This window comes from Flavobacteriaceae bacterium GSB9 (assembly GCA_022749295.1).
Lineage (GTDB): Bacteria > Bacteroidota > Bacteroidia > Flavobacteriales > Flavobacteriaceae > Flavisericum.
In genome coordinates, this window is the sequence record CP062007.1 from 1,305,137 (window position 1) to 1,325,819 (window position 20,683).

The 20,683-nt window shown below is 36.5% G+C and carries 23 protein-coding genes; 13 read left to right on the plus strand and 10 right to left on the minus strand.

What is annotated here, in order from left to right; translation table 11 throughout:
• Window positions 1-6 precede the first annotated feature (6 nt).
• Genes GSB9_01092 through GSB9_01095 form a run of 4 tightly spaced genes read right to left on the minus strand, consistent with a single transcriptional unit; the run spans window position 7 to window position 3,529 of the window.
• A complete protein-coding gene (locus GSB9_01092) occupies window positions 7-495 on the minus strand; it encodes a TlpA family protein disulfide reductase (GenBank protein ID UKM64542.1) in 489 nt (162 codons plus the stop codon).
• Window positions 496-534: 39 nt separating this feature from the next.
• Window positions 535-1,611, minus strand: coding sequence for an ABC transporter permease (locus GSB9_01093; GenBank protein UKM64543.2), 1,077 nt, complete (start codon window positions 1,609-1,611; stop codon window positions 535-537).
• 56 nt (window positions 1,612-1,667) lie between these two features.
• Window positions 1,668-2,987 carry a DoxX family membrane protein gene (locus tag GSB9_01094; protein ID UKM64544.1) on the minus strand — a complete coding sequence of 440 codons (1,320 nt, stop codon included), beginning with the start codon at window positions 2,985-2,987 and terminating at the stop codon, window positions 1,668-1,670.
• The gene (locus GSB9_01095) at window positions 2,987-3,529 is read right to left on the minus strand and encodes a DUF1599 domain-containing protein (GenBank protein UKM64545.1); all 543 of its coding nucleotides are present in this window, start codon (window positions 3,527-3,529) and stop codon (window positions 2,987-2,989) included. Before GSB9_01095 ends, GSB9_01094 begins: the two co-directional genes overlap by 1 nt.
• A gap of 102 nt (window positions 3,530-3,631) precedes the next feature.
• Between GSB9_01095 and folP the strand changes: the two genes are divergently transcribed.
• Genes folP through GSB9_01098 form a run of 3 tightly spaced genes read left to right on the plus strand, consistent with a single transcriptional unit; the run spans window position 3,632 to window position 6,030 of the window.
• A complete protein-coding gene (gene folP, locus GSB9_01096; GenBank protein ID UKM64546.1) occupies window positions 3,632-4,462 on the plus strand; it encodes a dihydropteroate synthase in 831 nt (276 codons plus the stop codon).
• A 54-nt stretch (window positions 4,463-4,516) separates the two neighbouring features.
• On the plus strand, window positions 4,517-5,209 hold the full coding sequence (locus tag GSB9_01097; protein ID UKM64547.1) for a hypothetical protein: 693 nt from the start codon (window positions 4,517-4,519) through the stop codon (window positions 5,207-5,209).
• A gap of 35 nt (window positions 5,210-5,244) precedes the next feature.
• Entirely contained in the window at window positions 5,245-6,030 is a 786-nt protein-coding gene (locus GSB9_01098) for a diadenylate cyclase (GenBank protein UKM64548.1), read from the plus strand.
• 173 nt (window positions 6,031-6,203) lie between these two features.
• On the opposite strand, the gene GSB9_01099 is transcribed toward GSB9_01098, so the two are convergent.
• Both GSB9_01099 and truA read right to left on the minus strand, forming a co-directional pair.
• Complete coding sequence (locus GSB9_01099; protein ID UKM64549.1) at window positions 6,204-7,973, minus strand: ABC transporter ATP-binding protein/permease; 1,770 nt, start codon at window positions 7,971-7,973, stop codon at window positions 6,204-6,206.
• Window positions 7,974-8,717, minus strand: a complete 744-nt coding sequence (gene truA, locus GSB9_01100) for a tRNA pseudouridine(38-40) synthase TruA (GenBank protein ID UKM64550.1) — start codon at window positions 8,715-8,717, stop codon at window positions 7,974-7,976.
• A gap of 98 nt (window positions 8,718-8,815) precedes the next feature.
• Here truA and GSB9_01101 point away from each other — a divergent pair, with 98 nt between their 5' ends.
• Complete coding sequence (locus GSB9_01101) at window positions 8,816-9,313, plus strand: metallophosphatase family protein (GenBank protein UKM64551.1); 498 nt, start codon at window positions 8,816-8,818, stop codon at window positions 9,311-9,313.
• Between the two features lie 76 nt (window positions 9,314-9,389).
• Here GSB9_01101 and GSB9_01102 read toward each other — a convergent pair whose 3' ends face one another.
• Window positions 9,390-9,800: a DUF4293 domain-containing protein gene (locus GSB9_01102; protein ID UKM64552.1), complete on the minus strand. Its 411-nt coding sequence runs from the start codon at window positions 9,798-9,800 to the stop codon at window positions 9,390-9,392.
• Window positions 9,801-9,987: 187 nt separating this feature from the next.
• On the opposite strand from GSB9_01102, the gene rho reads away from it, so the two are divergent.
• From rho to arsB, 5 genes are all read left to right on the plus strand, one after another.
• The gene (gene rho / locus GSB9_01103; protein ID UKM64553.1) at window positions 9,988-11,589 is read left to right on the plus strand and encodes a transcription termination factor Rho; all 1,602 of its coding nucleotides are present in this window, start codon (window positions 9,988-9,990) and stop codon (window positions 11,587-11,589) included.
• A gap of 105 nt (window positions 11,590-11,694) precedes the next feature.
• Window positions 11,695-12,024 (plus strand): metalloregulator ArsR/SmtB family transcription factor, encoded by a 330-nt coding sequence (locus tag GSB9_01104; GenBank protein ID UKM64554.2) that lies wholly within the window; start codon window positions 11,695-11,697, stop codon window positions 12,022-12,024.
• 38 nt (window positions 12,025-12,062) lie between these two features.
• Window positions 12,063-12,530 (plus strand): DUF6428 family protein, encoded by a 468-nt coding sequence (locus tag GSB9_01105; protein ID UKM64555.1) that lies wholly within the window; start codon window positions 12,063-12,065, stop codon window positions 12,528-12,530.
• 17 nt (window positions 12,531-12,547) lie between these two features.
• Window positions 12,548-13,180, plus strand: a complete 633-nt coding sequence (locus GSB9_01106; protein ID UKM64556.1) for a protein-tyrosine-phosphatase — start codon at window positions 12,548-12,550, stop codon at window positions 13,178-13,180.
• A gap of 2 nt (window positions 13,181-13,182) precedes the next feature.
• A complete protein-coding gene (gene arsB, locus GSB9_01107) occupies window positions 13,183-14,244 on the plus strand; it encodes an ACR3 family arsenite efflux transporter (protein UKM64557.1) in 1,062 nt (353 codons plus the stop codon).
• Window positions 14,245-14,336: 92 nt separating this feature from the next.
• Here arsB and GSB9_01108 read toward each other — a convergent pair whose 3' ends face one another.
• Window positions 14,337-14,735: an acyl-CoA thioesterase gene (locus tag GSB9_01108; protein UKM64558.1), complete on the minus strand. Its 399-nt coding sequence runs from the start codon at window positions 14,733-14,735 to the stop codon at window positions 14,337-14,339.
• Between the two features lie 190 nt (window positions 14,736-14,925).
• On the opposite strand from GSB9_01108, the gene dnaA reads away from it, so the two are divergent.
• The 4 genes from dnaA to GSB9_01112 are packed head-to-tail and all read left to right on the plus strand — an operon-like array spanning window position 14,926 to window position 18,998.
• Complete coding sequence (gene dnaA, locus GSB9_01109) at window positions 14,926-16,353, plus strand: chromosomal replication initiator protein DnaA (protein ID UKM64559.1); 1,428 nt, start codon at window positions 14,926-14,928, stop codon at window positions 16,351-16,353.
• 12 nt (window positions 16,354-16,365) lie between these two features.
• Window positions 16,366-16,821, plus strand: coding sequence for a low molecular weight phosphotyrosine protein phosphatase (locus GSB9_01110; protein UKM64560.1), 456 nt, complete (start codon window positions 16,366-16,368; stop codon window positions 16,819-16,821).
• Window positions 16,822-16,871: 50 nt separating this feature from the next.
• Window positions 16,872-18,281, plus strand: coding sequence for a PQQ-dependent sugar dehydrogenase (locus tag GSB9_01111; GenBank protein UKM64561.1), 1,410 nt, complete (start codon window positions 16,872-16,874; stop codon window positions 18,279-18,281).
• The gene (locus GSB9_01112) at window positions 18,282-18,998 is read left to right on the plus strand and encodes an SAM-dependent methyltransferase (protein ID UKM64562.1); all 717 of its coding nucleotides are present in this window, start codon (window positions 18,282-18,284) and stop codon (window positions 18,996-18,998) included. It abuts the gene before it with no gap.
• A gap of 18 nt (window positions 18,999-19,016) precedes the next feature.
• Here the strand turns inward: GSB9_01112 and GSB9_01113 are convergent, their stop codons facing one another.
• Both GSB9_01113 and GSB9_01114 read right to left on the minus strand, forming a co-directional pair.
• Window positions 19,017-19,685: a peptidoglycan-binding protein LysM gene (locus GSB9_01113; protein UKM64563.1), complete on the minus strand. Its 669-nt coding sequence runs from the start codon at window positions 19,683-19,685 to the stop codon at window positions 19,017-19,019.
• 110 nt (window positions 19,686-19,795) lie between these two features.
• A complete protein-coding gene (locus tag GSB9_01114) occupies window positions 19,796-20,659 on the minus strand; it encodes a YfiM family protein (GenBank protein ID UKM64564.2) in 864 nt (287 codons plus the stop codon).
• Between the last annotated feature and the right edge of the window lie 24 nt (window positions 20,660-20,683).

Sequence of the window (20,683 nt, forward strand, 5' to 3'; positions counted from 1 at the left end):
TTTTAATTATTGATTTAAATATTCTTTTATGCGCGGGTCGTCAGCTTCAACAGCCTCAAACAGCTTAATGTTTCCTTCGCTATCTACTATCATATATCTAGGAATCCATCCAACATTGGCAAATTGGATAAATGCGCTATCATCTCGCGATGGAATAAAATAGTGTTCGCCTTGTACATCGTGCTTTTCTATGCCTTTTTTCCAAGGTTTTTGTCCTCTGTCAAGCGATAAAAACAAGTACACCACATCTTGGTACGCTTTCTGCAAATGCTTTACCTTAGGCATGTTTTTAATGCAATCGCTGCACCACGACGCCCAAACATCTACAAAAATAGTTTTTCCGGGGTGGCTAGCCAACACTTCTTTTAAACTTTTAGAGCTACCATCTAAGGCCACAAAACTATCGTTAAGCGCTTCTTTTGAAAATTTGGTTGGCGTTTGTGTATTACAGCTTAAAAAAGTAACTATTACTACAAAACCTATTATCTTTTTCATTATTATTTCTCTAATATTAAGCGTTTCTGTGTTATTCGATTACTGTAATTTCACTTTAGGATCTAACCAAACGTAAATAATGTCCACAAAAATATTGATTATTATAAACAATACCGCGATAATTAACACCGAACCCATGATAACGGGCAAATCTAATGTATTTAATGCATTTACAATTTCTTTCCCTAGGCCATTCCAGCCAAAAATATACTCTACAAAAACGGCTCCGGCCAACATAGACGCGAACCACCCCGAAATGGCAGTAACCACTGGATTCAAAGCGTTTTTAACAGCATGATTTTTTATAATTTGAAATTCACTTAAACCCTTTGCCCTCGCGGTACGGATAAAATCTTGATTAAAGACTTCTAATAACGAATTACGCATAAGCTGAATGACCACGGCCAACGGACGGATGCCCAAAACTACAGCTGGTAATATTAAATTTTTCCACTTAATGTGCATGGCCTCGCCAAAATCGTCCAATTCATAGAGGCTTCCTGTCATCTCCAGATTAGTGTACTCATGCAAGATAAAACCGAAAAACCACGCAAAAAGTATGGCACTAAAAAACGATGGCACACTCATTCCTAAAGTACTGAGCACTTGGATAGACTTATCTAACCATTTATCTTTATACAATGCAGAAACTATTCCTAGAAAAACACCCATAAACATGGCGATTGTTATTGCTGATACTGCTAGAACAAAAGTATTGGGAAGCGTTTCGGCCAACACTTCGCTTACAGGCTTACCCTGTTTGGTAAACGATTCACGCAAATATGGAAACTTTAAAACTGTTGTTATGTTCCCAATGGTAAACAACTGGACAGCTCTGTATTTTCCATTTTGTAAAAATGTGTAATCTTTAGGGTTTTCAGAATGAAATGATATGGGCGACAAGTCGTTTAAATAATAAAAGTACTGCGTACTTATTGGTTTATCGAAACCGTATTTTTGCTTTACGGCAGCCAATTGTTCACTATCTTCATTTTGCCCCATCATCATTTGGGCGGGATCGCCCGGAAGTACACTAAATAAAAAGAATATAACCGTAACCACTCCTAATAAGGTGAGCAGGGCGTAAAAAATTTTATTTAAAAAGTAACTAATCAGCTGTTAAGTTGTTTTTGTTAAGCGGAAATGAATTTTAAAATGATTATGAGAAGCACTTAATTGGATTTAAGTGTAACCTCAATAATACTAGTATAAAAGGTATTATTTTGCGTATTCAATTCTTTTAACTTAATAGTATCTTTAATAACATTTATACTTTCAATTTTTGATGAATCCAACACTTCTACATCTTCTTTAGTAGATGGCTGTTCATTTATAAAGTAAGCAACAACAGCGTTTTCAAGTGCTGATTTTGGTTCTGGTTTTCTTTCAACCTTTGGCAATTTTAAATCCTCAATATCATTCCAATGTAATTTTTGCTTTACAGTACCAGCATCAAGCTCCAGAACACCAGGGTTAGACCGCACAACCGTTTTTAGAGCTTTTTCATCACATAAATACCATTTAAAATCGAGGTTATAGGTTTTGTTAATATAGGTTTTAGCGTCTTCCCCAGAAGCTGTCAACCCTATTATCCTATAACCATTATGTTGTGCTCTTTTCTGTAAGGCATTCAGTTTTAACGTACCATCCCTTTCAATCTTTTCCAGACTATAGGACACCACTACTACCAGGTTTTCCTCACTCAAAAAGTGTTCGGTTAAATCTTCTCCGTTTGAAGTTTCTATAGAAAAATCAACTACTGGCGGCGTGTAGCCTTCATCAATCACTTTGGTTTCAACATCAATAAAATCACCATCTACCGAAGGGTAAGCTCCATCCGTTACAAATGTTTTTTCCTCACCGTTCACTTTAAACTTCCAGGTATATTCAATAATGGGTTTTGGCGCATCATCGGGCACAATCATACCTTCTTTAATATTGTTTCCAATTTTGTATGCCCTAAAGTCTATAGCTGGAAGGTGCATTAACACATGGTAAGCAAACCACAGACTTAAAACAAAGCCCAAAAGGGCTAATACGGTGGTCTGCAACTTTCCGAAAACAGGTTTTATGTATTTAACACCAAAAAACAATATCAGTATAAAAACAAGAAGAACAACATCTTTTGTAAAGCTTTCCCACGGTGTTAACTTTAAGGCATCACCAAAGCAACCGCAATCTTTTACCTTATCGAAATACGCCGAATAAAAGGTTAAAAAGGTAAAAAAGACTATCATGCCCAACAAACTCCAAACGGTGAATTTAGGTTTGTAACCAATAATTAAGAATACTCCTAAAACGACCTCAAAAACCACAACAAATACCGAAACTAAGAGCGCATAGGGTTCCAAAAACGGTAGATTCAAAACATCGGCACTAAAATATTCCTGTAATTTGTATGAAAACCCTAAAGGGTCGTTCAGCTTTATAAACCCAGAAATAATGAATAAAATGCCCACTAAAATTCGTGAAATACTAACTATTGCCTTCATTATTTTTGTTCGTTTAAGTGAATTAATGCGAAAACAGCGTAATTAATCATGTCTTGGTAATTGGCATCGACACCTTCACTAACCTGAGTATTTCCTTTATTATTTTCAATCGATTTTACACGCAACAACTTTTGCAAAATCAAATCTGTTAAACTACTAACCCGCATATCGCGCCAAGCCTCGCCATAATCATGGTTTTTATCTTCCATTAGCTTTTTTGTAACGGCTACTTTTTCAGTATAAAGGCTAACCGCTTCTTTGGTGCTCATGTCGGGCTGTTCTGCCACTCCTTTTTCCAGTTGAATCAAAGCCATAACACAGTAGTTTATTATTCCAATAAATTCGCTGACCTCGTCTTCATCAACCTTTCTAACATCATTTTCTTGAAGCCCTCTAATACGTTGCGCTTTTATAAAAATTTGATCGGTTAATGACGGTAACCGTAATATCCGCCAAGCACTGCCATAATCACTCATCTTTTTTTCAAACAAACTTTTACAGGTATCGATTACAGCATCGTATTGTTTTGAAGTATCTTGCATCTATAAACTGAATTTTGTGTAAATTTCGCATAAATTATTAGAATGTTCAAGGTTTCGGGTTTAAAGTTTTAAATACCAGCAAAACCAAAGAAAATAAGCTTAATGACTATTAACTGCAAAGGACAACTTATAGACCTATCGCGCCCCAAAATAATGGGGATTTTAAACATTACGCCCGATTCGTTTTACGACGGCGGCAAACATAAAAACGAAAGTGACATTTTACAACATGTGGAAGTCATGCTAGATGAAGGTGCCACTTTTATTGATGTTGGTGCTTACAGCTCACGACCCAATGCCGACCATGTGGACCAAGACACCGAACTAAAACGCATATTGCCCATTGTTGATTTGATTTTAAGGGAATTTCCAGAAACCCTTATTTCTATTGATACGTTTAGAAGCCACATTGCCAAAAAATGTATTGAAGCGGGTGCTGCTTTGATTAATGACATTTCTGCGGGGAAACTGGACGACAATATGTTGCCGACCATAGCAAGCTTAAGAGTGCCTTACATTATGATGCATATGCGCGGCACACCACAAACCATGCAACAACTCGACAATTACGATAATTTAACCAAAGACATTCTTTTCTATTTTTCTGAAAGAATTGCAGCCACCAAAGCTTTAGGCATTGTTGACGTTATTGTAGACCCTGGTTTTGGGTTTGCCAAAAACACAGCGCAGAACTTTGAATTATTAAACCAACTCGAACTGTTCAAAACCATTGAAAAACCTGTATTGGTTGGAGTTTCAAGAAAATCGATGATTTACAAAACATTAGAAACCTCGACGAAAGAAGCTTTAAATGGCACATCTGTTTTAAATACCGTTGCGCTGCAAAAAGGGGCTTCCATTTTAAGGGTTCACGACGTAAAGGAAGCTATGGAATGTGTAAAATTAGTGGAAAAGTTAGAAGTTAGAAGTTAGAAGTTAGAAGTTAGAAGTTAGAAGTTAGAAGTTAGAAGTTAGAAGTTAGAAGTTATGAAATATATCTTTTTGTTGGTTACAACTGTTTTACTCTTGTCGTGCGGCAAAGAAAAAACGGTTCTATTGCCTGAAATAAGTCATTCTGAAATCACCGAAATAAACGATGTTTCTGCAGCATATTTGTTTTACGACGAAACCAAAAAGGACAGCGTTGAACTGAATAGAAAAAACCTAATCAGCACCACCAATTGGCTAATAAATGTTGATAGACGGTTAACCTTAAAACAAGCCATCACGCACATAAAATTCCTGCAAGACAAAAAACGAAATGCTAAAATGCATAAAAACGAAAACGCCAAAAATTATTTTACCTGTAACGATACCAGTAAAAAAAGCCTTGGTTTTATTGAGTTTACCAATGTTATTTACAGAAACGAAATTGCAGGCGACTATTTTTCAAAAACGTCGGACATCAATCAAAAACAAAGGTTTAGCATAGTATTCTATACTTTAAATAATATTGAAATTACAGGTTATATAAATAAAGTAATAACCAAAAAATCGAACTTGGACCGTTTACTTAACGATCTTAATTCAATTTTCGCCAATGAACAAACCGAATTCGACATCGTTTTAAACTTCAACCAAAATATGAGCTTTCAAGACTACATAACGGCAAAGTCTAAAATTTCAGAATATAATTTAGCCCATGTATCGATAGTTAAGGATGAATTTATTTTTAATTAATCATAAATTACTAATTTTACCAAAACCCACTGCCCTTGGAAATATTTAAAGACATTCTTGACCTTTCAGTAGTCGATATTATCGATGTTATTTTAGTTGCCCTTCTACTCTACTATGTTTACAAACTGGTTAAAGGTACTGTGGCCATCAATATTTTTATTGGTATTATTATTATTTATTTGGTTTGGAAACTTACCGAAGTTCTTAATATGCAGTTGTTAACAGGTATTTTTGGAGGGTTTATGAAGGTGGGTATTATTGCGTTAATCGTGGTATTCCAACCTGAAATAAGAAAGTTTTTGCTCATGGTGGGATCTACAAACTTTAATCGACGTAAAAAATTCTTGCAACAGTTTAAATTTTTAAAAACAGACAGTGACAATGAAACCGATGTGGATGCGATTTTATCGGCCTGTAACAAAATGTCGATGTCTAAAACTGGGGCTCTGATTGTTTTTGAACGTAACAACAATTTAGATTTTTTATCGGAATCTGGCGATGAGATGAATATAAAAGTGACCCAACCCATTATCGAGAGTATCTTTTTTAAAAACAGTCCGTTACACGATGGCGCCATTATAATAAGCGACAATATTGTAAAGGCCACGCGCGTTATCTTACCCGTAAACAACGAAAAACATATCCCACAACGTTTTGGCCTACGCCATAGAGCAGCCATTGGAGTAACCGAAAAAACAGATGCTCTAGCCTTGGCCGTTAGTGAAGAAACAGGGCATATTTCTTATTTTAAAGATGGTGAATTTGTGGTTTTTGAAGACACTTCAGAACTGAGGGCCATGATAAAAAAAGATTTGGGTTAAATTGAATTTTTTGAAGCAAACTATCTTCGAAGCAGAGCTACAGGAACGTATCGCTAGTTTCATTTTAACCTCACAACATAAAAAATCCGAAACTCTGTATTTAGGTTCTCCTTTTCACGGAAAGACAATTTCAACGGAAACCCCGATGCAATGCGTCAAGAATTTTTTCTGGATTAAACAGCTTCTTTTTGAAGAAACTGCACCTCGTAAAGGTTTTTATAATAGCCATTGTCTTTTTTAAGTAGTTCGTTGTGGGTGCCTTGTTCTACAATCTCACCAGCATCCATAACGATAATATTATCTGCCTTTTTAACGGTAGCCAAACGATGCGCTATTACTATGGATGTTCTTCCTTTTGTGATTTTATCAGTAGCATTTTGTATAAGTTGCTCCGAATACGAATCTACCGAAGAAGTCGCTTCATCAAGCACCAAAATACTTGGATTGGTTACGTAAGCCCTTAAAAACGAAATGAGCTGGCGCTGTCCAGATGACAGCATGGCGCCACGTTCTTTTACATTATAATTATAACCATTGGGTAAACTCATTATAAAATCGTGAATACCTATTTCTTTAGCAGCCTGATACACTTGCTCTTCTAAAATTTCAGGATGGTCGAGGGTAATATTGCTCATTATAGTATCGGCAAACAGAAAAACATCTTGCAATACAACTGCTATCTGCGCTCTTAAAGATGCTAGTTTTACATCCTTTATATCGATGCCATCAATAGAAATAACACCACTTTTTATCTCATAAAAACGACTCAACAAGTTGATAATAGTTGATTTTCCTGCGCCCGTAGCACCAACAATAGCAACGGTATGGCCCTTTTTTACATCAAAGGAAATGCCTTTGAGCACATCTTCATCATCAACATAATTGAAATAGACGTTTTCGAATTTTATTTCACCTTTAAAATTATCGGCTTCAATAGTACCGTGGTCATCAATCTGCGAAGTGGTATCCAACACTTTAAATACGCGTGTTGCAGCCACCATCCCCATTTGTAAGGTATTGAACTTATCGGCTATTTGCCTTAACGGCCTAAACAACATGGGTATAAACATGATAAAAGCTACCAAATCGCCTTGTGACACATTGCTTCCGTCAAAAACGACATTCAATCCGCCGTACCAGGCCACCAAACCAATGGTTACCGATGATGCCAAATCGGCAATAGGAAAAAATATAGAGTTATACCAAACGGTTTTTAGCCAACCTTTTTTGTGACGTTCGTTTATAGTCTTGAATTTTTGGTACTCCACATCTTCGCGCGTAAACAACTGCAAAATTTTCATACCTGTTAAGCGTTCCTGCACAAAAGAGTTTAGGTTAGAAACCTCGGTTCTTACTTCCTCAAAAGCTTTTTTCATATATTTTTGAAATACCCTTGTGGCATAAAGTAAAATGGGCAACATCACAAAAACAATAAGGGTAAGTTTTAAGTTTATATAAACCATGACCCCGAAAACAACCGTCATGGTTAGCAAATCCCTAACAATCATGAATAACCCTTGGCCAAAAATATCAGCTATACGCTCCATATCGGTTACCGCGCGCGTGATAAGCACACCTACAGAAGAATTATCGTAATACTTCATTTTGAATTGCAGCAAATGATCAAATAGTTTTACACGTACATCCATGACTAAATTCTGGCCTAACCATGACGCATAATAAATAAACAACAGCTGAAAAACGGTTTGCAAAATCAATACAGCCAGCATTAAAATAATGAAGAACAAAAACCCTTTTTCTTCCTTGCTCATAATGCTACTATCTATGGCATCTTTTGTTATGTAAGGTGTTGCTGAACTGAAAATAGCCAAAAAAACGACTAAAAGCACAAGCCCAACAAACACACGTTTATAAGGTTTTATGTATTCAAAAAGCCGTTTGAAAAGCTCAAAATCAAAAATATTTTCCTTTGGTTTACTCATTTACAATTTTATATCCTCTGGATATTCAATTTTTGTTAAATATAAAGCGTGAGCAGGAACCGAAAACCCTGCCTCACTCCTATTTTTAGATTGGATAATGTGATGTAAATCATCAACTTCAATTTTACCCAAGCCAATATTGACCATGGTTCCCACAATGGCGCGAACCATGTTTCGTAAAAAGCGATTGGCCTTTACAACAAAATGCAGTTCGTCGTCTTTATAAAACCAATCGGCTTGAACCACATCGCAATAATACGTTTTTACATCGGTTTTACTTTTTGAAAAGCATTGAAAATCTTTATACTGCAACAGTATTTTTGATGCTTGCTTCATTTTTTCAACATCCAAGAGCTGTTTTACGTAATAAGCAGCATCAAAATTAAATACATTTTTCTTTAACGATACTCTATACAAATAGGTTCGGCTAAGTGCATCGAACCGCGAATGAGCTTCGGGCTTCACCTTAAAAACATGATGAATGGCAATGTCTTTAGGTAAAAACGAATTAAGTTTATAAACCAAATCGGGTTCATTAACAGCCATTTCGGTATCAAAATGAGCGAACATTTGGCTAGCATGCACACCGGCATCGGTACGCCCTGCACCAACAATATCTGTTTTTTTTCCTAACAACGTTGAAAGGCTTTTCTCAATAACTTCTTGAACTGACACAGCATTGGGCTGATTTTGCCAACCATGATAAGCTTTTCCGTTGTAAGACAATTCTAAAAAATACCTCAATGTGTTTTAATACTTTTGTAAGCAGCAAAGATAAATGCTTTTGGCTTTAATGCGAAAACAAGGGTCTTAATTAAATATTAAAGATTTTCAATTTACAAATGACTAAAATACTGCTCCTTTCTGATACGCATGGTTACATGGACGACCAAATTTTAAAACATGTTGAGCAAGCTGATGAAGTTTGGCATGCTGGCGATATTGGTGATTTAAAAATAACCGATTCCATAAAAGCATTAAAACCTCTAAAAGCTGTTTACGGAAATATTGACGACGCCAAAATCAGGGGTGAATTTCCTGAGCACAACCGTTTTATGTGTGAAGATGTTGACGTTTGGATTACGCACATTGGTGGATACCCTCCAAAATATAACAATAGAGTTTACCATGACATTAAAAAGAATCCGCCTAAATTGTTCATCTGTGGACATTCACATATTTTAAAGGTGATGCCCGATAAAAAACTAAATTTAATCCATATGAACCCTGGAGCTGTTGGAAAACACGGGTTTCACAAAGTTCGTACGATGCTACGCTTTACAATTGACGGGAAAAAGATTGACAACTTAGAAGTTATCGAGTTTGATAAACGGTATTAAAAAAAGGCATAACAACAAAAAACCCAAAGCATTCACTTTGGGTTTCTTTCGCACTAATACTACTAAGATGTTAGGTTTAACGTAAACGATCTACAGATTTTACAAGATCTTCATCCTTCTTGATGGCTTTATTGGCCAAGGCCAAAAACACGATAGAAACAATAGGGAGAAGCATCCCAATACCTTTCTCAGAAACCGCCGTTTCTCCAGATAAATTTAGCGATCGGTACACGAAAAATCCTAGTAAAATAAAGTTTAATATGATGTTAAGTCGCCCCAACATAAATTGAGACTTCCTATTTTTGTATCGAAATATCGCCACAACCGAAAAAAAGGCTGAGCTTAAAAATGCCGCAAAAACATAACTGGTATCGCTTGCAAATACTTTAACGCCAGATTCTGTCTGCCATAACTCAAACACAAAAATTAAGCCGCCAGAAATTGCGGCAGCAATTAAAAGATAGACGGTTTGGATACGTTGTAGCATACTTTTTTTAAAACTAGACCGCAAAAATAAGAGAATTACCGTAAAAAAATAAAATAAAGTTGTATAATTGCAGTATTAATTCTCAACAATCGCAATAACAAGCGGTTATTTCTTCAGAATATAAAAACATTTTTTTCAGAATACCTCTTTACCAGTATTCATTATTAAAATATTCAATAAAACATCAATGTTTGAAATTTCACAACTAAAAGCAAAAAAACTCACTGACTTACAGGAGATTGCAAAAAAACTGAATGTACCTAAGTACCGTTCATTAAAAAAATTAGATCTAGTTTACCAAATATTAGACCAACAAGCGGCAGATCCAAGTGCCGTAAAAGAAGCTGTAGCGCCAACCTCTGATTCAGAATCTGAAACAAAGGACAAAAAGCCGGCCAGAAAACCTAGACAGCGTGTACAGCACCAAAGTTCGCAGAAGGATGACAAGAAGGCAACACCTGAAAAAAGCTCAGATACTGTGAAGGGAGATTCCAAACAAAAACAAAAATCTAACGACCAGAAACAAGATAACAGTTCTAAACAAAATAACCAGAGCGATAATCAGCAAAAGAATACCAAACGCAATAAAAACCAGCAAAAAAGCCAAAAGAACAACAACGTTGACAAAGGCAATAAAGATAACAGAAACCGTTATCGCGAGCCCGATTTTGAGTTTGATGCCATTATACAAAGTGAAGGCGTTCTGGACATTATGCAGGATGGATATGGGTTTTTGCGCTCATCGGATTACAATTATTTATCATCCCCAGACGATATATATGTATCACAATCGCAAATTAGGCTTTTTGGCCTAAAAACAGGAGATACTGTTTTGGGGCATGTACGTCCGCCAAAAGAAGGTGAAAAATATTTCCCTTTAATAAAAGTTAGTAAAATTAACGGGCAAAACCCCAATGTGGTAAGAGATCGCGTTTCTTTTGAACATTTAACACCTTTATTTCCTCAGGAAAAGTTTAATATAGCCGAAAGACAAAGCACCATTTCTACCAGAATTATGGACTTGTTTTCTCCTATCGGGAAAGGCCAACGCGGTATGATCGTTTCCCAACCTAAAACAGGAAAGACCATGCTGCTTAAAGATGTGGCCAATGCCATTGCCGCAAATCACCCTGAGGTTTACCAAATGATTTTATTGATTGATGAACGCCCAGAAGAGGTTACCGATATGCAACGTAATGTGCATGGCGAAGTTATAGCATCAACATTCGATAAAGAAGCCCACGAACACGTTAGAATCGCAAATATAGTACTTGAAAAAGCAAAACGCTTGGTAGAATGCGGGCACGATGTAGTAATTCTTTTAGATTCGATTACCCGTTTGGCTCGTGCTTATAACACCGTGCAACCTGCATCAGGAAAAATACTAAGTGGTGGTGTTGATGCCAATGCGCTGCACAAGCCAAAACGCTTTTTTGGTGCCGCCAGAAATATTGAAAATGGTGGATCGCTTACCATTATAGCCACAGCTCTTACTGAAACTGGCTCTAAAATGGATGAAGTTATATTCGAAGAATTTAAAGGAACCGGTAACATGGAACTTCAATTGGATAGAAAAATTTCTAACCGTAGAATATTCCCTGCCATCGACCTTACCTCTTCCAGTACGCGTCGCGATGATTTGTTGTTGGACGACAACACCATACAGCGTATGTGGATTATGCGTAAATACTTAGCTGACATGAACCCTATAGAAGCGATGGAATTTATTAACGAGCGCGTTAAACAAACTAGAAACAACGAAGAGTTCTTAATATCAATGAACGGATAACCGTTACTACTCAAAGTACTTACAAAGCTCTAAATGTTATTTTTAGGGCTTTTTTTTTTGCTAAACCACATATTAATCGTAATATTGCAATATACAAATATAAGTATGGGCTTATCTAAAACAGAAATATTTACAGACGAACAAAATGAAATAGCACGTTTTGCAAAGGCTTTTGGACACCCAGCAAGAGTAGCTATTTTGCAGCATTTATTCAAATCAAACACCTGTGTATGTGGCGATTTGGTTGATGAAATAGGCTTAGCGCAGCCTACCATTTCGCAACACTTAAAAGAACTTAAACAATTAGGCTTAATAAAAGGTAACGTTGAAGGCACTAGTGTTTGCTACTGTATAAACACAGAAAGCTGGACAAAAATGAAAAATGTTATGCACCAATTTTTAAACCAGGATGTACCAAACCAAGATTGTTGCTAAAAAATTAAAAAACATTAATCGCAAAATAACAATATAACATGAAACTTTCAGAAATTAAAAACAAACTAAAGCAATTAGATCAAATTGCTTTTCAATTGCCAAATGGCGAATTAGTTCCTAGCCACTTCCATGTTACAGAAGTGGGTAAGATCACAAAATACTTTATTGATTGTGGAGGAACCGTGCGTAATGAAGAGGTAGTAAATTTTCAACTTTGGAATGCCAACGACTACAACCATAGGCTACACCCAGAAAAGTTATTGAAAATAATTAATCTTTCAGAAAAAATTTTAGAGATAGAAGATTTAGAGATCGAGGTAGAATACCAAGGCAGCACCATTAATAAATTTGGTTTAGACTTTGATGGCAAAAATTTCCTGTTAACCACAAAGCATACCGATTGTTTAGCTAAGGACAACTGTGGCATTCCAGGTGAAAAACCAAAGGTAAAACTATCTGATTTAAACAATGAACCTTGCTGCGAACCTGGCGGAAACTGCTGCTAACCTTTAAATATCAAAAAATGATAAACACAAAAACCAACCTGTTTACCGAAATAGAAAACAATATAAAAAAACTAACCCTAGAAATCATTTCAGAGGAAAGAAAAGAAACGCTTCAACCTTTAATCGATTTTATACAGGACAAAGCTTTAAACCAACAAGACATCCGGTTAAACTTTATTTGCACCCATAACTCGCGCCGAAGTCATTTATCGCAAGTTTGGGCGCAAACTTTGGCATCGTATTTTGATATAAAAAATGTATTTTGTTATTCGGGAGGCACAGAGGCTACAGCGCTTTTTCCAATGGCCGCCCAAACGTTACAAAATACTGGTTTTTTGGTGAAAATTATTTCAGAAGGTAAAAATCCTATTTACAGTATCAAATATTCGGAAAATGCACATCCTGTTATTGGGTTTTCAAAAAAAATGGACGACGATTTCAACCCGAAATCTGAGTTTGCGGCCATTATGACCTGCGACTCTGCTAGCGAGGCTTGCCCTATTGTAAACGGCGCTGAAAAACGCATCCCGATAACCTTCGAAGACCCCAAGGCTTTTGATGGCACTCCTCAACAGGCCGAAAAATATAAGGAACGTAGCTTACAAATTGCTACCGAATTATGTTATGTCTTTTCGAAAATTAAATCGTAAACATGGCACAAACTAAAAAACTGAGTTTTCTCGACCGGAACCTAACACTTTGGATATTTGTAGCCATGGCCATTGGCGTTGCCATTGGATATTTCTTTCCCAGCTTCCCAAACAAAATAAATGCCATGAGCAGTGGCACTACAAACATTCTCATTGCTATAGGCTTAATCTTAATGATGTACCCGCCATTGGCAAAAGTTAACTATGCTTTATTGCCCAAAGTTTTTAAAAACACTAAAATCTTATCTATTTCCCTGCTGCTCAATTGGGTTTTTGGACCCATTTTAATGTTTATTTTGGCCATTACATTTTTGCGCGATTACCCCGAGTATATGGTTGGGCTCATTTTAATTGGGTTAGCACGGTGCATTGCTATGGTTTTAGTGTGGAACGATCTTGCTGAAGGTAGCAGCGAATACGGCGCAGGATTAGTGGCATTAAATAGTATTTTTCAGGTTTTTGCCTATAGCTTTTATGCCTGGGTTTTTATCACGATACTGCCGCCCTATTTTGGATTTGAAGGTGCCATTGTCGACATATCAATAGCTACCATTGCAGAAAGTGTCGCTATTTATTTAGGGATACCATTCCTTATGGGCATTTTAAGTCGTTTAACATTAGTGAAAAGAAAAGGTGAGGAATGGTACAACAAAACCTTTATTCCGGCCATTTCGCCGCTAACCCTAATCGCTTTATTATTTACAATTGTTGTTATGTTTTCGTTAAAGGGCGAATTAATTGTTGAAATCCCCATGGATGTTCTAATCATTGCCATACCCCTTTTGGTGTATTTCAGTGTTATGTTTATTATTGGCTTTTTCTTTACTAAGGCTATGGGTGCTGAATACGACAAAACAGCCTCAGTAGCTTTTACCGCTGCCGGCAACAATTTTGAACTTGCCATTGCTGTTGCCATAGCCGTATTCGGGCTAAATTCCGGACAGGCATTTGCAGGTGTTATTGGTCCATTGGTAGAAGTACCCGCCCTTATTTTACTGGTTCGTGTTTCTTTTTGGCTGAAGAAAAAATATTACAGTCAACCAAACCTAGAAAACAACACATAAAAATTCAGAGTAGTTTTAAAAAAATAGCTACTCAATGAAGTCATTGAGCCGCTTATGTAATTATCTCTTAAATCAGATAGAAATCACAAAATTTAGTCGTCCAGTAAATCCATTATATATTTTGGAGCTCGGGTCGGTCTATTTGTTTTCATATCTATAAACACCAAAACGGTGTTTGCAGTTGTTAAAATTTCACCTTCTTCATTGGTGATTTCATATTCAAATTCAATCTTTGCTGAAGGTCTGTTTTTTAGTTGAGTTTTTACATTAATTACATCATCATAACCCGCTGATTTTTTATAGTTTAAAGACAAAGAAATTACAGGTAACATTATCCCATTTTCTTCCATGGATTTATAAGAAACCCCATGTTTTCTCAACCATTCAATCCTACCCATTTCAAGATACAATGCATAGTTTCCGTGGTAAACAACCCCCATCTGGTCGGTTTCGCCGTACCTCACTCTTATTTGTATTTCATCGAATTTCATAAGTTTATTTGGATATTTTTTTGTAGTTTCGGCAATAGGTTAAACATGAGGAAAAATTTCTAAAAATTCAATACAAATTGATTTTTTTTTTAAGAATTTTGTTCACATATTTGCCTTTCCTTAATGGGGGATATGAAAAGTTTTTTTCATATATCATCTAGCTAACTTAAAAAAATCTGTATATCTAAAAATGAGTGTAACTGCGCAATCGGTATGGAATAATTGTCTTGAATTTATAAAGGATAACATCCAACCGCAAGCATACAAAACTTGGTTTGAGCCTATTGCAGCAGTTAAGCTTACAGATAATGCTTTGAGCATTCAAGTTCCCAGTAAGTTTTTTTACGAATGGCTCGAAGAACACTATGTCAAAATTTTGAAGGTAGCCCTCACAAAAGAGTTGGGAGAAACAGCCAAACTGGTTTACATTATTAAAATGGAAAACACCTATGGCAACAAACAACCTTTTACCGAAAAAATTCCTAGCTCTAACAGAAGCGCAGTAAAATCACAAGACGTTGACATTCCTTTAAACAATAAAAATCCTGAATTACGTAATCCATTTGTAATCCCTGGTATTAGGAATGTTAAAATTGAATCGCAACTTAACCCTAATTACAGTTTTGAAAACTTTTTGGAGGGCGACTCAAACAGATTGGCCCGCAGTGCCGGTTTAGCGGTTGCTGCAAAACCTGGGGGCACGTCGTTTAATCCGTTGTTGATTTTTGGTGGTGTTGGTTTAGGAAAAACCCATTTGGCTCACGCCATTGGTGTCGATATAAAAGACAAATATCCAGAAAAAACAGTCCTTTATATCTCTGCAGAAAAGTTTACACAACAATATATTGATGCTGTTAAAAAGAATAATAGGAATGATTTTATTCATTTTTATCAAATTATTGACGTATTGATTATTGACGACGTGCAGTTCTTGTCTGGAAAAACAGGAACCCAAGATGTATTCTTCCACATATTCAACCATTTGCACCAAAATGGTAAACAGGTTGTATTAACAAGTGATAAAGCACCTGTTGATATGCAAGACATCGAGCAACGTTTATTATCTCGATTTAAATGGGGGCTTTCTGCCGAGTTGCAAAACCCAGATTTTGAAACTCGTGTTTCCATCTTAAGAAACAAACTGTACCGCGACGGTGTTGAAATGCCAGAAGAGATTATTGAATATGTTGCCAAAAACATCAAAACCAATGTTAGGGAACTTGAGGGCGCTATTATTTCGTTAATCGCCCAATCGTCTTTCAATAAGAAAGAAATTACCCTAGACTTGGCGCGCATCATTGTTGAAAAATTTGTAAAAAATACTAAGCGCGAAGTTTCTATTGACTACATACAAAAAGTGGTTTCTGACTACTTCCAAATGGATGTTGACACGTTACAATCAAAAACCAGAAAACGTCATATTGTTCAAGCGCGTCAATTGGCCATGTTTTTTGCCAAAAAACTCACTAAAGCATCGCTTGCAAGTATTGGCTCCCAAATAGGGAAACGCGATCATGCTACAGTATTGCACGCCTGTAAAACAGTAGACAATCTTTCTTCAACCGACAAACAATTTAGAAAGTACGTTGAAGACATTACAAAAAAGCTTTCAGTTTAAATTCCTATTGAAATGACTAAAATCTTAATGGTTTGCCTTGGAAACATTTGTCGTTCTCCACTGGCTGAAGGTATTTTAAAATCTAAATTACCTGCTGAAACATATACCGTTGATTCTGCCGGCACCGCAGCATATCATATTGGAAACAGTCCTGATCAACGCTCGGTTGCTGTGGCAAGTAAATACGGCTTGGATATCTCAAACTTGAGAGGCAGACAATTTGAAGTTTCAGATTTTGATAGATTTGATTTGATTTATGTCATGGATAGCTCCAATTTTCAAAACGTTGTGAAATTGGCTAGAAACGACAGCGACATTTCTAAAGTAAACATGATTTTAAACGAAGTTCACCCCAACAAAGACTTCGAGGTGCCCGACCCTTACTATGGCGGCGACCAAGGTTTTGAAAATGTTTATAAAATGTTAGATGAAGCGTGCACAATTATAGCCAGAAAAGTAACCCCCTAACCAAATGGAAATTAGCATCTTATTTGTTAACTTTACTTAAAAGATGCTCTATGAAAAATACTTTGGTCTCTCTCGTTTTTTACACGCTAAGCTTTTTGGGGTTAGCACAAACCGTTCAGCTTGAAACTTTTGCTTCTGGCTTTACCAATCCTGTTGAAATAGCCCATGCCAACGACAACAGATTATTTGTTGTTGAAAAATCTGGAATCATTAAAATATTGAAACCAGACGGAAGCGTTAACAGTACGCCTTTTTTAAATATCTCTAATTTGGTTGGTTCGGGTGGAGAACGCGGACTTTTAGGATTGGCTTTTGCTCCAGATTTTGCTACTTCAGGCAGGTTTTACGTGAACTATACCGACAACAGCAGCACTAACGAACCCAACACTATTATTGCAAGATATACGGTTAGCGCAAACCCAGATGTTGCCAATACTGACCAAGACATTCTGTTAACCTACAAACAACCTTACGGCAATCATAACGGAGGCAAATTGGCCTTTGGAAGCGATGGCTTCCTGTATATAGGTGTTGGTGATGGCGGTAGCGGTGGCGACCCTCAAAACAGGGCACAAAACACAACAAGCCTTTTTGGTAAAATATTACGCATAGATGTTAGTGGAAATGCGTACAGCATTCCTGAGAGCAATCCGTTTTTGAATTCGGAAAATGGACCGGACGACCCAAGACCAGAAATTTTCGCCATAGGACTACGTAATCCTTGGAAATTTTCATTCGACAGATCCTCTTCCGATTTATGGATTGCAGACGTAGGACAAAATGCATACGAAGAAATTAATAAAGTTAATGGCTCAGGGAACCCGGGCGATAATTATGGCTGGCGTTGCTATGAAGGCAACCACGAATTTAATACCAGCTCCAACTGTCCGCCTAACGGTTTATCAGCCACTGTAACACCTATTGCTGAGTATCCACATGTTGGAAGTGGCTGTTCAGGTTCTATAACCGGCGGTTACGTTTACCGGGGAGATAGCTATCCCAATTTTAGTGGTAAATACTTTTTTGCGGATTACTGTAAACGAGATATAGGTATTTTAACAAATAACGGTGAAACCTGGTCGCTAGCATTTCAAAGACCAAATACAACCCAAGGCTGGACCACTTTTGGCGAAGATGCAAATGGCGAGTTATATATTGCAGGCGGCACCAGTGTTTACAAAATTACCGATGCCAATTTAAACGTTTCCGATACAGCAAAACTTGAGTGTAGTATATATCCCAATCCTTCAACAAGTCATGTTACCATCAATTTATCACGTGTTTATAAAGATGCTGTTTCAATTTCACTATATAATATTCAAGGGCAAAAATTAACGCATACTTCCGCTAAAAGTAAAATCATTAATTTACCGGTTAAAAAATACAGTAAGGGCCTATATTTTATTGAAATTCGCTTAAGCAATTCTTTTAAAACCATCAAAAAAATCAGTATTAAATAAATGACAACCCAACAAGGCAAGCTTTATCTCATCCCGACCACACTAGGAGACAACGACCCTTTGGAAGTACTTCCTTTATCAGTAAAACAAATTATAGACAATACCGATACTTTTATAGTTGAAAACGAAAAGACAGCCAGACGTTTTATCAAGCGAATTTGCCCAGAAAAAAAACAGTCTTCGCTTAAAATATTTCTACTTAATAAGTTTACGGATGAAACCGACAAGCCCAGTTTTTTAGAACCTTGCTCTAAAGGTATAAATATTGGATTACTTTCTGAAGCTGGGTGCCCTGGTGTGGCCGACCCTGGTGCTGATATTGTAAAAATAGCACATACCAAAAATTTAAAAGTGGTTCCTTTGGTTGGTCCTTCTTCTATACTAATGGCCATAATGGCATCCGGCATGAACGGGCAGAGTTTTGCATTTAACGGCTATCTCCCTATTGATAAAAGTGAGCGAAAAAGAGACATCAAGCGTTTGGAACGTTTATCGTTTGATTCAAACCAATCACAAGTATTTATTGAAACCCCATACCGAAACAACAAAATGCTTGAAGTTTTAACTAGTGTTCTCGAAAGCAACACCAATATATGCGTGGCTTGCGACATTACTTTGCCAACAGAATTTATTAAAACGCTGCCCGCCAAGCTATGGAAAAAAAATATGGTAGACCTTCATAAAAGACCTACCATATTTATAATACATAAATTTTAATATAACTTAAAACATCGTTTACAAGGCTCTAGCTTTTCTATTCGCTTTAACAAACGACGTGTCGTAGCCGGAGAAACGTTTCATATAATAATAAACCGTTGTTCCGTAGCCATCGGCAAAATTATCTAGACCGTAGCTTCGTAAATACTTTTTAACACTGCCTGGCCCAGCCAAGTGCGCAGCTGCCAAAATTCCAGATTCGGTAACAATAACACCATTAATACGTTTACCAACAAAATTTTTGATATCACGTCTTAAAATCCATTTGTTACGTGCTGTATTGGCCAAAAACGCTTTTTCCTGCAACCTTGGGTTCTTTAAAAACTTAGCAGGATTGTTAATACCAATTAATTTTAATGTAGACGCTCCAAATTGATATTTGCCTAAATACCCATAGGTATTAACAGAGTTGTAGTTTCCACCAGACTCTTTAAAGGCCAAGGCTTCTTTAAAGCCTACAAAAGATTTTCCTAAATAAGGGGTAAAAACCTCTTTGGAATCATCTTCCGTATTAAGTGCCAAAAGCTTGTTATTTAGGTGGGTGCTGTTATTAACCGTGTAGTTTAAATTCAAGCCTTCCGTTGAGTAGTTGCTCAAATCAATGGTTACATTTGTTTTAAATAATGTGCCCAAAAGCACTAAAACTGTAAGCGTAAGGGTTGTATAACCTGCAATATGCTTTACCATAATTTTAAATTTTTTCAGCAGATTTTAATGAAAAACATGCCTTGAAATTTGAGCGTGCAAAATTATAAAAATTTTCAATAACTTCAAAACTAATCGATTAAGTACTATTTTTAAATGAAGAATAGATGAAATACATTCCCTTTTTTACTGATTTCCAGAGTAGGAAACGGTATTTTTATCATATTAAAAACATCAAAAACAGTCATCAACAACCTTGAATTCGTTTTGATTTTAGTCAAATTTACATCAAAACTCAAGTAAAACTGCCTATACCTATCATTATTTGTTAACACCTGATTGTCAATATCTTTAACGCCATTAAGCATACCTTCTCCACTATATCCTACCGCCACATTCAGCCATTTTGGCACTTTACTTTGTTTAAAAAAAGAATGTAAATTGAAACTTAACCAATACGTTTGCCCATTATAATCCTTTAAAATCTGCTCCAAATACGATTTACCTAGCTTACTTGGATTTTGATCGGCGTATTTTGTTTGGTGAAATGAATATTTTAGGGCAATTCTTTGCTCTTTCCACAACAATTGTTGTCCAACATACAGTCCTGTACCTGTTCCATTCGCCAAAACATCCCCCCAAGAAAAGCCCCACTCTTTAGAAAAACCATCTAAAACTTCAACCGCCGTTAAAAATGTAAAACCCAAAGTGGCGCCATACAACAGCTGGTGTTTTTTACTCACCCCGCTCCAGTTTAACATTTGTGCACCGTGCCTTCCCATTTGATAAGATGTAAACACGTGGCCCAATTTATCCATTTGTAACCATTGACCGTTGTCGTTTAATGTATGAAATTTTGAACGCTCGAAATCGGCATACCAAATTTGGTCTAAACCAACAAGAGCAGATGCCATAAGCGATGTTTCGGCAATAATGATGCTATTGCGTCTTGAGATGTTTAAACTATCGCTGGGCGTAAAAAAGTTTTCTGTTTTAGATTGCGACAACAATATCATGGGCAATAAAAAAAACAAAATGCT